The organism is Pseudokineococcus marinus, from assembly GCF_013004605.1.
GTDB lineage: Bacteria > Actinomycetota > Actinomycetes > Actinomycetales > Quadrisphaeraceae > Pseudokineococcus > Pseudokineococcus marinus.
In genome coordinates, this window is the sequence record NZ_JABEMA010000068.1 from 1 (window position 1) to 12,521 (window position 12,521).

Genomic DNA, 12,521 nt, shown 5'->3' on the forward strand with positions numbered 1-12,521 from the left:
GGAGCGCGGCGCTCGACGCGGTCCCGCCGCGGCGCACGAGCTCGTCCAGGAGGGCACCGACCGCGTCCACCTCCGGAGACTCGGGCGTGCGGGCGCCTCGCGTCCGGGCCCGTCCACAGGCGGGGCGGCGCGACGGCGACCGGTGCGGGGGCGGGCGCTTCGCGCCCAGCGACCTGCGCACGGCGGCGTCACCGGGGGACGCCGCCGCATCACCGCAGGTCGAGGCCTCCTCGGGCGTCGCTCGAGCTCCTTCCGCAGGTCGCTGTGCGGGCGTGCGCGGTGCCGGCCGCCCTCGGGGCGGCGTCACCCCGGCGCACGGCTGGCTAGGGTCGCCCGGTGAGCGAGGACACCGCAGCGCCCGCGCCCGCCGGCGAGCCGACCGGCCGGGCGACCACCCGCATCACCGTGGCGGGGGAGCGGCCCTACGACGTGCTCGTCGGCCGTGGCCTGCTGGGCGAGCTGCCCGGGCTGCTGGGCGACGGCGTGCGCAAGGTCCTCGTCGTGCACCCGCGCGCGCTGCGCACCACGGGCGAGGCCGTGCAGGAGGACCTGAGGGCGGCCGGGTACGAGGCCCTCGTGGCCGAGGTCCCGGACGACGAGGACGCGAAGTCGGCGCAGGTCGCCGCCTTCTGCTGGGGCGTGCTGGGGCAGGCGTCCTTCACGCGCTCCGACGCCGTCGTGGCCGTCGGCGGGGGGACCGTCACCGACCTCGCGGGCTTCGTCGCCGCCACGTGGCTGCGGGGCGTGAAGGTCGTCCACGTGCCGACGACGCTGCTCGCGATGGTCGACGCCGCGGTCGGCGGGAAGACGGGCATCAACACGGCCGAGGGCAAGAACCTCGTCGGCGCCTTCCACCCGCCCGCGGGCGTGCTGTGCGACCTCGCCGTCCTCGAGAGCCTGCCCGTGCACGACCTGCTCGCCGGGATGGCCGAGGTGGTCAAGACCGGCTTCATCGCGGACCCCGTCATCCTCGAGCGGATCGAGGCCGACCCGCAGGCGGTCCGGGACCCGGCCTCGCCCGTGGTGCGCGAGCTCGTCGAGCGGGCGGTCGCCGTCAAGGCCGACGTCGTGGGCCGCGACCTGCGTGACCTCGGCGACCGCGAGGTCCTCAACTACGGCCACACGCTGGGCCACGCCATCGAGCTCGTCGAGCGCTTCGCCTGGCGCCACGGCGCCGCCGTCAGCGTCGGCATGGTCTTCGCCGCCGAGCTCGCGGCGCTCGCCGGGCGCCTCGACGAGGCCGTCGTGGAGCGCCACCGCTCGGTCCTCGGCTCCCTCGGGCTGCCGCTGACCTACCGCGGCGACCGCTGGTCCCAGCTGCTGCAGGCGATGGGCCGCGACAAGAAGACGCGCGGGGACCTCCTGCGCTTCGTCGTCCTGGACGACGTCGCCCGTCCGACTCGCCTCGAGGGACCCGACCCCCAGCTGCTCGCCGCCGCGTACGCGAGCATCAGCCGCGACTGAGCCCGGCGGTCCCGTCGCGGCCGGGCTCCCCGGGTGCCCCGGGGCCGTCCCCGTGCGACGGTCCGGTCATGCCCTCCACCGCCGACCGCTCGCCGACGCCGACCGAGCACCTGGGGCGCGTGTCGCCCACCGGCTACGCCCACGTGCGCGTCACCGTGACCGACATCGCCCGCTCCCGCGCCTTCTACGACGCCGTCTTCGGCTGGGACGTCGCCTTCGAGGTGCCGGAGGACGCCGACGAGGCCACCCGCGAGCAGCTCGGCTTCCTCTTCGGCGGGGTCATCTACGCCTTCGGGGGCGGCCTCTTCGGGCTGCGCCCCGTGGCGCCGGGCGGCGACCGCTTCGACGAGGACCGCGTCGGTCTCGACCACGTCTCCTTCACCGTCGCCCAGCGCTCGGAGCTCGACGCCGCCGCCGAGGTGCTCGACCGCCTGGGCGTGGCCCACGAGCCGGTCAAGGACGTCGGCGGCTACTCCATCCTGGAGTTCCGCGACCCCGACGGCATCGCCCTGGAGCTGACGGCCCTCACCGGCTGAGCGCCCCGGCGAGGGGCCCCAGCGGCGGGGGAGCGGACGGCGCGCGCCGGAGGGGGCCGCGGACGGCGGTAGCCTGGCCCCACCGCCCCGGACGACCGCGCGCCCCGTCGCGCTCGACGGCGGCCGGCGCACCCCTCGGGGCGCGCGCCGTCGCCGCGGCCGGGCACGACCACCCTCACCCGACGGACGGACTCCCGTGGCCTCGACGAACGACCTCAAGAACGGCACCGTGCTGAAGATCGACGGACAGCTGTGGTCCGTCGTGGAGTTCCAGCACGTCAAGCCCGGCAAGGGCGGCGCCTTCGTCCGCACGAAGATGAAGAACGTGCTCTCGGGGAAGGTCGTCGACCGCACCTTCAACGCCGGCGCCAAGGTGGAGACGGCCACCGTCGACCGCCGCGACATGCAGTACCTGTACCGCGACGGCGCCGACTTCGTGTGGATGGACCCCGAGACCTTCGACCAGCTGATGGTGCCCGAGGCCACTGTCGGTGACGCCGCCAACTTCCTCCTCGAGGGCGCCACCGCGCAGGTGGCGATGCACGAGGGAGAGCCGCTCTACGTCGAGCTGCCTACCTCGGTCGTCCTCGAGGTCACCTACACCGAGCCCGGCCTGCAGGGCGACCGCTCCACCGGCGGCACGAAGCCGGCGACGGTCGAGACCGGCTACCAGATCGCCGTCCCGCTGTTCCTCGAGAGCGGCACCAAGGTCAAGGTCGACACCCGCACGGGCGACTACCTCGGTCGCGTCAGCTGACGTGGCGGCCCGCAGCAAGGCCCGCAAGCGGGCCCTCGACGTCCTCTACGAGGCCGAGCAGCGCGGCCTGCCGCCCCTCGAGCTGCTCTCGCAGCGGCTGGCGTCGACCAACCCCTCGGACCCGGGCGCTCCGCCGATGCCCGAGTACGCCGTCGAGCTCGTCGAGCTCGTCGTCACCCACCTCGCGCGCGTCGACGAGCTGCTGGCGACCTACTCGCAGGGCTGGACGGTCGAGCGGATGCCGGACGTCGACCGGGCCGTCCTGCGCCTCGGCGCCGCCGAGCTGCTGTGGGGCGACGTGCCCGGCGCCGTGGCCGTCGACGAGGCCGTCGAGCTCGCGCGGGCCCTGTCGACCGACGACTCGCCGGGCTTCGTCAACGGGGTGCTGGGACGTCTGCTGGAGATGAAGCCGGCCCTCACGGCCTGACGGTCGGAGTCCGCGGTGGCCGGGCCCGCGTCCGGCTCGCCGCGGCTCCGGGCACTGGCTCGGCGCGCGCGGCGGCTGCCGCGCCGGTCGGGGCGCCGGCCTGACGTGCCCTCCGCCCCGCCGCCCCGGACGCTCGTGCCGCGGCGGTCCGTCGCGCACGCTGGCCCGACGCACGAGAGCCGCACCACCGACTCGGGTGGTGCGGCTCTCGTGCGTCCGGGGCGTGCGTGTGCTGGGACGTCCGGCGCTCAGACGTCCGGCAGGGCCACGGCCCGCCGGGCCTCCTCGCCGAGGACGTCCCAGCCGATCAGCCGCTCGGTGAGGGCCGAGGGCGGCAGGTCGAAGATCACCGCGAGCGAGCGCAGGTCGTCGACCCGGATCGGCATCTCGTCGGACTGCTCGTCCCCGCGCGCCTCGCGGATGTCCGCGAGGTAGCGCAGCAGCGGGCCGGACTGCTCGGTGGGGACGCGGCGCAGCGCCTCCAGGTCGAGCACGAGCCGGGGCGGCGGCAGGGCCGTCTCCCCGGGCGTCGTCTCCGGCAGCAGCGCCGTGACGGGCACGTCGTAGAACTCCGCCAGCTCGGCGAGCCGCTGCACGGTGACGGCCCGGTCGCCGCGCTCGTACGAGCCGACGACGACGGCCTTCCAGTGACCCTGCGACTTGGCCTCGACGCCCTGCAGCGACAGTCCCTGGCGCGTCCGGACCGACCGCAGCCGGTTCCCGAGCACCTTCGCGTACTCCGATGCCACTGCACCCCTCCTGTGGGTCGGGCACCGGCGCGAGGTCGTCCCGCGCCGTGCCGACCGGGCTAGATCGTCACTCAGCGTCACTGGACCGTCAAGCGCCGCCACCCGTTGGGTCCACGGCGTCCACCGGTCGGAGGCCCTCGACGACGGGCGTCCGCCTGCCGGGCGGGCGGTCCGGGGGGTGGGGCGCCGGCTGCTAGGTTCCGTCCGACCGACGTCCTTCAACCTCCGTCCCGAGAGGCGGGGAAGGAGTCGCCGCCATGGCGTCCGCGCGCCCGGTGCTCGAGGCCCCGGAGATCGGCCGGGTCCTCACCCGCATCGCCCACGAGGTCCTCGAGCGCAACCGGGGGGCCGACGACCTCGTCCTCCTCGGCATCCCCACGCGCGGCACCCACCTCGCCCGCCGCGTGGCCGAGCGCCTCGTGGCCGCCGAGCCCGGGGCCGGGCCCCTCGAGCAGCTCGTCGGCTCCCTCGACGTGACGATGCACCGCGACGACCTGCGCCGGAACCCCGTCCGCGCGCTGGGGCGCACGAGCCTGCCGCCCGGCGGCGTCGACGACCGCGTCGTCGTCCTCGTCGACGACGTCCTCTTCTCCGGGCGGACGGTGCGCGCCGCCCTCGACGCCCTCTCCGACCTCGGTCGCCCCCGCGCGGTGCGCCTGGCCGTCCTCGTCGACCGGGGCCACCGCCAGCTGCCGATCCGCGCCGACCACGTCGGCAAGAACCTGCCGACGGCGGCGGAGGAGAGCGTGCGGGTGATGCTCGAGGAGGTCGACGGGCGCGACGCCGTGCTCATCAGCGGCCCCGACGGCGCCCCCGAGCCGACCACGGAGCCGGCCGCGGAGCCCGCCCCGGGTGCGGCGGACGCGGAGGGGGCCCGGTGAGGCACCTGCTGTCGGCGGCCGACCTCTCGCGCGAGGGCGCGCTCGAGCTGCTCGACGTCGCCGAGGAGATGGCCGCCACCCAGGCGCGCGAGATCAAGAAGCTGCCGACCCTGCGCGGGCGCACGGTGGTCAACCTCTTCTTCGAGGACTCGACCCGCACCCGCATCTCCTTCGAGGCGGCGGCCAAGCGGCTGTCGGCCGACGTCATCACCTTCTCCGCCAAGGGCTCGAGCGTCTCCAAGGGCGAGTCGCTCAAGGACACGGCGCTCACGCTGCAGGCGATGGGCGCCGACGCGGTCGTGCTGCGGCACAGCGCGTCCGGCGCCGCTCACCGGCTGGCGCACGCCGGCTGGTCGGGCGTCGGCGTCCTCAACGCCGGCGACGGCACGCACGAGCACCCCACGCAGGCGCTGCTCGACGCCTTCACGCTGCGGCGCCGGCTGGCCGAGCGGGCCGGCGGCGACCCGGCCCGGGTGCTCGAGGGCGCGCGGGTCGCCGTCGTCGGCGACGTGCTCCACAGCCGCGTCGCCCGCTCGAACGTGCTCCTGCTGGAGACGCTCGGCGCCGACGTCGTGCTCGTCGCCCCGCCGACGCTCCTGCCGGTCGGCGTCGGCACGTGGCCGTGCCGCACGAGCTGGGACCTCGACGCCGTGCTGCCCGACGTGGACGCCGTCATGGTCCTGCGCGTGCAGCGCGAGCGGATGGGCGGGGGCGGGTTCTTCCCCTCGGCGCAGGAGTACACGCGGCGCTTCGGCCTCGACGGCCGCCGCCTGCGCCTCCTGCCCGACCACGCGCTCGTCATGCACCCCGGCCCGATGAACCGCGGGCTCGAGATCTCCGCGGAGGCCGCCGACAGCCCGCGCTCGACGATCGTCGAGCAGGTCGCCAACGGCGTCGCCGTGCGCATGGCCGCCCTGTACCTGCTGCTCGCCGGAGAGGACGCCGCATGAGCACGACCGACACCCCCGCGCCGACCGGAGCCGCCGGGGAGGGCGCCGCCCCGCCGGTGCTCGTCCGCCGGGCGCGGCTGCTCGGCGGCGAGGAGACCGACCTGCTGCTCGCGGGCGGTCGCGTGGCGCGCACCGGCCCCGGTGGGTCGCTCGAGGCCCCGGACGGCGCCCGCGTCGTCGAGGCCGCCGGCCTCGTGGCGCTCCCGGGGCTCGTCGACCTCCACACGCACCTGCGCGAGCCCGGCCGCGAGGACGCCGAGACGGTCCGCACAGGCTCCCGGGCCGCCGCCCTCGGCGGCTTCACCGCCGTCCACGCCATGGCGAACACCGACCCGGTCGCCGACACCGCCGGGGTCGTCGAGCAGGTGTGGCGCCTGGGCCGCGAGGTGGGCCTCGTCGACGTCCGCCCCGTCGGCGCCGTCACCGTGGGGCTCGCGGGGGAGCGGCTCGCCGAGCTCGGCGCGATGGCGACCTCGGCCGCGCGCGTGCGCGTCTTCAGCGACGACGGGAGGTGCGTGCACGACCCCGTGCTCATGCGCCGGGCGCTGGAGTACGTCCGCTCGGTCGACGGCGTCGTCGCCCAGCACGCCCAGGACCCGCGCCTCACCGAGGGCGCCCAGATGCACGAGGGCGTCGTGTCCTCGGTCCTCGGCCTGCGGGGCTGGCCCGCCGTGGCGGAGGAGGCGGTCATCGCCCGCGACGTGCTCCTCGCCGACCACGTCGGGTCGCGCCTGCACGTCTGCCACGTCTCCACGGCGGGGTCCGTCGAGATCCTGCGCTGGGCCAAGGCCCGCGGCGTCGACGTCACCGCCGAGGTGACGCCCCACCACCTGCTGCTCACCGACGAGCTCGTCCGCGGCTACGACCCCGTCTACAAGGTCAACCCGCCGCTGCGCACGCGCGCCGACGTCGAGGCCCTGCGCGAGGCGGTCGCCGACGGCACGGTCGACGTCGTCGCCACCGACCACGCGCCGCACCCGGTGGAGGACAAGGACTGCGAGTGGGCGGCCGCCGCCATGGGCATGACCGGGCTCGAGACCGCCCTCTCGGTGGTGCAGGAGGCCCTCGTCGAGACCGGGCTCCTCGGCTGGGCCGACGTGGCCCGCGTCCTGTCGAGCGCCCCCGCCCGCATCGGCCGCCTCGAGGACCACGGCCGGCCGCTGGCGGAGGGCGAGCCCGCGCACCTCGTGCTCGTCGACCCCGCCGCGCGGCGCCCGGTGGCGCCGGAGCAGCACGCGACGCAGGGCCGCAACAGCCCCTACCGCGGCATGGAGCTGCCCGGCCGCGTCGTCGCGACCGTGCTGCGCGGCCGCCCGGTCGTGCTCGACGGCGCGCTCGTCGGCGAGCAGCCCGACGACGCCCACCTCGGGGCGTCCCGGGGTGCGCCCCACGGCGCGGCGGGGGCGTCGTGAGCCCGGCGGGCGCCCCGGCGGTCCGCGCGTGAGCGAGGAGCAGGCCGGGCTGCTCGTGCTGGCGGCGATCCCCGTCCTGTGGGCCCTCATGTGGTGGGGGTGGCGGCGGCGCTCGCGCCGCCAGCGCGACCTGCCGGCCCCGCCGGCGGCGCCGCGGGACCCCGGCGCGGTGGTGCTCGAGCCCCGCGAGGGCGTGTACGTGAGCACGACGACCGCGGGCGACTGGCTCGACCGCGTCGTCGCCCACGGCCTCGGGCGGCGCAGCGCGTGCGAGGTCGGCGTCTTCGCCGCCGGGGTGTCCGTGGCCCGCGAGGGGGAGGACGTCCTGTGGCTGCCGGCGGACCGCCTGCTGCGGGTGCGCCGAGAGCGGGGCATGGCCGGCAAGTACGTCGACCGCGAGGGGCTCGTCGTCCTCACCTGGCTGCTCGGGCCGGGGGAGGACCTCGAGGTCGACACGGGCCTGAGGCTGCGCCGCGACGCGGACGCCGACGCCCTGGTCGCCGCGCTCGCCGCGGTGCTCCCGGGGACGGCGGCCGGGCGGGACGGGCCGCGGCCGCACGGGGACGACGACAGCCCTCCGGACGAGGGCGAGGAGGACGAGGACCAGCACGTGGACGGGCAGGACGGCGTGGACGAGCGAGAGGGAGGCGACCGGTGACGAGCACGGGAGCGGAGCCGCTGACGCGGACGAGCGGCGGCGGCGCGGCCGAGGAGGCCGTGCTGGTGCTGGAGGACGGCCGGTCCTTCACCGGGGCCGCCTACGGCGCCCGCGGCACGACGGTGGGGGAGGCGGTCTTCTGCACGGCCATGACCGGCTACCAGGAGACGCTGACCGACCCCTCCTACCACCGGCAGGTCGTCGTCATGACGGCGCCGCACATCGGCAACACGGGCGTCAACGACGAGGACGTCGAGAGCCGGCGCATCTGGGTCTCGGGCTTCGTTGTCCGCGACCCCGCCCGCCGTCCCTCGAGCTGGCGCAGCCTGCGGGTGCTCGAGGACGAGCTGGCCGACCAGGGCGTCGTCGGGATCAGCGGGGTCGACACGCGCGCCCTCACCCGGCACCTGCGCGAGCGCGGGGCGATGCGCGCCGGCGTCTTCTCCGGCGACGCGCTGCGCGAGCCGACCACCGGTCGGCGCCTGGAGCCCTCCGAGCTCCTCGTGCGCGTCCTCGACGCGCCCGTCATGGCGGGCGCCGACCTCGCGGGCGAGGTGACGACCCCGGAGCCGTACGTCGTCGAGGCCGTCGGCGAGCCGCGCCGGGGGGTGGACGGGCGGCCGATGACGGTGGTCGCCCTGGACCTCGGCATCAAGTCGCGCACGCCCTGGCACCTCGCCCAGCGGGGCGTCCGCGTCCACGTGCTGCCCGCGACGGCGACGACGGAGCAGGTGCTCGCGCTCTCCCCGCACGGCGTCTTCTACTCCAACGGCCCCGGGGACCCGGCGGCGGCGGAGCACGAGGTCGGCGTCCTGCGGGACGTCCTCGCGCGCCGGCTGCCCTTCTTCGGCATCTGCTACGGCAACCAGCTGCTCGGGCGGGCCCTCGGGCTCGGCACGTACAAGCTCGTCTACGGTCACCGCGGCGTGAACCAGCCGGTGATGGACACGGCCACCGGGTCGGTCGAGATCACCGCGCACAACCACGGCTTCGCCGTCGACGCACCGATCGGGGAGCCCTTCGACACGCCCTTCGGCGCCGCCGAGGTCAGCCACTGGTGCCTCAACGACCGCGTCGTCGAGGGCCTGCGGTGCCTCGACGCGCCGGCCTTCAGCGTCCAGTACCACCCCGAGGCGGCGGCCGGCCCGCACGACGCCGGCTACCTGTTCGACCGGTTCTGCGACCTCATGGCCGCCCCCGACCGCACGCCCGACACGCCCAGCCCCGCCAGCCCCAGCAGGGCCACCGCCGAGGAGACCGACTGATGCCCCGCCGCGACGACCTCCGGTCCGTCCTCGTCATCGGCTCCGGCCCGATCGTCATCGGGCAGGCCTGCGAGTTCGACTACTCGGGCACCCAGGCCTGCCGAGTCCTCCGGGAGGAGGGGCTGCGCGTCGTCCTCGTCAACTCCAACCCGGCGACGATCATGACCGACCCGGAGTTCGCCGACGCCACCTACGTCGAGCCGATCACCCCGGAGTTCGTCGAGGCGATCATCGCGAAGGAGCGCCCGGACGCCGTCCTCGCCACCCTCGGCGGCCAGACGGCGCTCAACACGGCGATCTCCCTCCACGACGCCGGCGTGCTCGAGCGCTACGGCGTCGAGCTCATCGGCGCCGACGTCGACGCGATCCGCGCCGGGGAGGACCGCCAGGTCTTCAAGGAGATCGTGGCGCGCTGCGGCGCCGAGAGCGCCCGCAGCGCCATGGCGCACACCCTCGAGGAGGCGAAGGCCGCGGCCGCCGACCTCGGCTACCCCGTCGTCGTGCGCCCGTCCTTCACCATGGGCGGCCTCGGCTCGGGCTTCGCCAACGACCCCGACGAGCTCGAGCGCTTCGCCGGCGCCGGGCTGCGGGCGAGCCCGACGAGCTCGGTCCTGCTCGAGGAGTCGATCCTCGGGTGGAAGGAGTACGAGCTCGAGCTCATGCGCGACGCCAAGGACAACGTCGTCGTCGTGTGCTCCATCGAGAACCTCGACCCCATGGGCGTGCACACGGGCGACTCGATCACCGTGGCGCCCGCGATGACGCTCACCGACCGCGAGTACCAGCGGATGCGCGACGTCGCCATCGCCGTCATCCGCGAGGTCGGCGTCGACACCGGCGGCTGCAACATCCAGTTCGCCGTCGACCCGCGCGACGGGCGCATGGTCGTCATCGAGATGAACCCGCGCGTGTCGCGCTCCTCGGCGCTGGCGTCGAAGGCGACCGGCTTCCCCATCGCCAAGATCGCCGCGCGCCTGGCGATCGGGTACACCCTCGACGAGATCCCCAACGACATCACGGCGAAGACGCCGGCGAGCTTCGAGCCGACGCTGGACTACGTCGTCGTCAAGGTGCCCCGCTTCGCGTTCGAGAAGTTCCCCGCCGCGGACGCGTCGCTGACGACGACGATGAAGAGCGTCGGCGAGGCCATGGCGATCGGCCGCAGCTTCCCCGAGGCGCTGCAGAAGGCGCTGCGGTCGCTGGAGAAGCGGGGCTCGACCTTCCACTGGGAGGGCGCCCCGGCCGGCCCGGAGGAGCTCGACTCGCTCATGGCCGAGGTGGCCGTGCCGACCGACGGGCGCATCGTCGCCGTCCAGCAGGCGCTGCGCGCGGGCGTCGACGTCGAAGCCCTGCACGAGGCGACGGGGATCGACCCGTGGTTCCTCGAGGAGATGGCCGGCATCGAGGAGGTCGCGGCCGAGCTGGCCGCCGCCCCCGAGCTGTCGGTCGACCTGCTGCGCCGCGCCAAGCGGTCGGGCTTCTCCGACGCGCAGGTGGGCTCGCTGCGCTCGCTGCCCGAGGACGTCGTCCGCGGCGTCCGCCACGCCCTGGGCGTCCGCCCCGTCTACAAGACGGTGGACACGTGCGCGGCGGAGTTCGCCGCGACGACGCCGTACCACTACTCCTCGTACGACGAGGAGGACGAGGTCGTCGCCAGCGGGCGCCGCAAGGTGCTCATCCTCGGCTCGGGCCCCAACCGCATCGGCCAGGGCGTCGAGTTCGACTACTCGTGCGTCCACGCCGCCTTCGCGCTGCGGGACGCCGGGTACGAGACGGTGATGGTCAACTGCAACCCCGAGACCGTCTCGACCGACTACGACACCTCCGACCGCCTGTACTTCGAGCCGCTCACGCTCGAGGACGTGCTCGAGGTCGTCGCGGCCGAGCAGCGCAGCGGCGAGGTCGTGGGCGTCGTCGTCCAGCTCGGCGGGCAGACGCCGCTGGGGCTCGCCCGGGGCCTCGAGGCGGCCGGCGTGCCGATCGTCGGGACCTCCCCGGCCGCCATCGACCTCGCGGAGGACCGCGGCGCCTTCGGCCGGGTGCTCGCCCAGGCCGGCCTCTCCTCGCCGCGGTGGGGCACGGCCGCCTCGGCGGAGGAGGCGGTGGCCGTCGCCGCCGACATCGGCTACCCCGTGCTCGTCCGGCCGTCCTTCGTGCTCGGCGGCCGCGGCATGGAGATCGTCTACGACGAGGCGACGCTCGCCGGCTACGTCGAGCGCGCCCGGGGCACCGGCGTCGTCGTCAGCCCCGACCACCCGCTGCTCGTGGACCGCTTCCTCGAGGACGCGATCGAGATCGACGTCGACGCGCTCTTCGACGGCGAGGAGATGTACCTCGGCGGCGTCATGGAGCACATCGAGGAGGCCGGGGTGCACTCGGGCGACTCGGCGTGCGTCCTGCCGCCCGCGACCCTCGGGCGCGCCGAGCTCGAGCGGGTGCGGCGCTGCACCGAGGCGATCGCCCGCGGCGTCGGCGTGCGGGGCCTGCTCAACGTGCAGTTCGCCCTGGCGGGCGACGTCCTCCACGTCCTCGAGGCCAACCCGCGGGCCAGCCGCACGGTGCCCTTCGTCGCCAAGGCGACCGGCGTGCAGCTCTCGAAGGCCTGCGCCCGCGTCATGCTCGGTGCCACCGTCGCCGAGCTGCGGGCCGAGGGCCTCCTGCCCGCGCACGGCGACGGCGGCGCCCTGCCGCTCGGCGCGCCGGTCGCCGTCAAGGAGGCGGTGCTGCCCTTCAAGCGCTTCCGCACGCCGGCGGGCGACGTCGTCGACTCCCTCCTCGGCCCCGAGATGCGCTCCACCGGAGAGGTCATGGGCATCGACGTCGACTTCCCGGCCGCGTTCTCGAAGTCGCAGACGGCCGCCTACGGGGGGCTGCCCAGCAGCGGACGGGTGTTCGTGTCGGTGGCCGACCGCGACAAGCGCGCCCTCGTCCTGCCGGTCAAGCGGCTCGTCGACCTCGGGTTCGAGGTCCTCGCCACCTCGGGCACCGCTGAGGTGCTGGCGCGCAACGGGATCCCCAGCACGCTCGTGCGCAAGCACAGCGCCGGGCAGGGCCCCGCGGGCGACGGCGGGCCGGGCGAGCCGACGGTGGTGCAGCGCATCCTCGCCGGCGAGGTCGACGTCGTCGTCAACACGCCGTCGGGCACGGCGGCGCGCGCCGACGGGTACGAGATCCGCGCGGCCACGACGGCGATGGACAAGCCGATCATCACGACCGTGCAGCAGCTCTCGGCGGCGGTGCAGGGCATCGACGCGGCCCGTCACGCCGAGGTGCGCGTGACGAGCCTGCAGGAGCACGCGGCGGCGCTGCACGCCGTCTGGGGCGGCGCGCCGGCGTCACCGGCCGCGCCGTGACGGCGGCCGGCCCGGTGGACGGCGCCGTGGGCGGCGCGGAGGCGGGCGCCGAGGTCGTCGACGACGAGG

At 75.7% G+C, this 12,521-nt stretch carries 11 protein-coding genes; 10 read left to right on the top strand and 1 reads right to left on the bottom strand.

Annotated features, from left to right (window positions below; translation table 11 throughout):
* Positions 1–399 precede the first annotated feature (399 nt).
* The 4 genes from aroB to nusB all read left to right on the top strand — a co-directional run bounded on the left by aroB (position 400) and on the right by nusB (position 3,184).
* Complete coding sequence (aroB, locus tag HLB09_RS06645; protein ID WP_344554070.1) at positions 400–1,464, top strand: 3-dehydroquinate synthase; 1,065 nt, start codon at positions 400–402, stop codon at positions 1,462–1,464.
* Positions 1,465–1,532: 68 nt separating this feature from the next.
* Complete coding sequence (locus HLB09_RS06650) at positions 1,533–2,000, top strand: VOC family protein (protein ID WP_212770665.1); 468 nt, start codon at positions 1,533–1,535, stop codon at positions 1,998–2,000.
* A 196-nt stretch (positions 2,001–2,196) separates the two neighbouring features.
* Positions 2,197–2,757 carry an elongation factor P gene (efp, locus tag HLB09_RS06655; RefSeq protein ID WP_171202611.1) on the top strand — a complete coding sequence of 187 codons (561 nt, stop codon included), beginning with the start codon at positions 2,197–2,199 and terminating at the stop codon, positions 2,755–2,757.
* Position 2,758: 1 nt separating this feature from the next.
* Complete coding sequence (gene nusB, locus HLB09_RS06660; protein WP_171202612.1) at positions 2,759–3,184, top strand: transcription antitermination factor NusB; 426 nt, start codon at positions 2,759–2,761, stop codon at positions 3,182–3,184.
* A gap of 248 nt (positions 3,185–3,432) precedes the next feature.
* Here nusB and HLB09_RS06665 read toward each other — a convergent pair whose 3' ends face one another.
* Complete coding sequence (locus tag HLB09_RS06665) at positions 3,433–3,933, bottom strand: transcriptional regulator (RefSeq protein WP_171202613.1); 501 nt, start codon at positions 3,931–3,933, stop codon at positions 3,433–3,435.
* 257 nt (positions 3,934–4,190) lie between these two features.
* Here HLB09_RS06665 and pyrR point away from each other — a divergent pair, with 257 nt between their 5' ends.
* The 6 genes from pyrR to carB are packed head-to-tail and all read left to right on the top strand — an operon-like array spanning position 4,191 to position 12,452.
* Entirely contained in the window at positions 4,191–4,814 is a 624-nt protein-coding gene (gene pyrR / locus HLB09_RS06670) for a bifunctional pyr operon transcriptional regulator/uracil phosphoribosyltransferase PyrR (RefSeq protein WP_171202614.1), read from the top strand.
* Positions 4,811–5,764, top strand: a complete 954-nt coding sequence (locus HLB09_RS06675; RefSeq protein WP_171202615.1) for an aspartate carbamoyltransferase catalytic subunit — start codon at positions 4,811–4,813, stop codon at positions 5,762–5,764. The genes pyrR and HLB09_RS06675 overlap by 4 nt, the downstream gene beginning before the upstream one ends.
* Positions 5,761–7,176: a dihydroorotase gene (locus HLB09_RS06680; protein ID WP_171202616.1), complete on the top strand. Its 1,416-nt coding sequence runs from the start codon at positions 5,761–5,763 to the stop codon at positions 7,174–7,176. Before HLB09_RS06675 ends, HLB09_RS06680 begins: the two co-directional genes overlap by 4 nt.
* A gap of 28 nt (positions 7,177–7,204) precedes the next feature.
* A complete protein-coding gene (locus HLB09_RS06685; RefSeq protein WP_212770666.1) occupies positions 7,205–7,834 on the top strand; it encodes a PH-like domain-containing protein in 630 nt (209 codons plus the stop codon).
* A gap of 20 nt (positions 7,835–7,854) precedes the next feature.
* A complete protein-coding gene (gene carA, locus HLB09_RS06690; protein WP_212770671.1) occupies positions 7,855–9,099 on the top strand; it encodes a glutamine-hydrolyzing carbamoyl-phosphate synthase small subunit in 1,245 nt (414 codons plus the stop codon).
* Positions 9,099–12,452 (top strand): carbamoyl-phosphate synthase large subunit, encoded by a 3,354-nt coding sequence (gene carB, locus HLB09_RS06695; protein WP_171202617.1) that lies wholly within the window; start codon positions 9,099–9,101, stop codon positions 12,450–12,452. The genes carA and carB overlap by 1 nt, the downstream gene beginning before the upstream one ends.
* Positions 12,453–12,521: the final 69 nt, after the last annotated feature.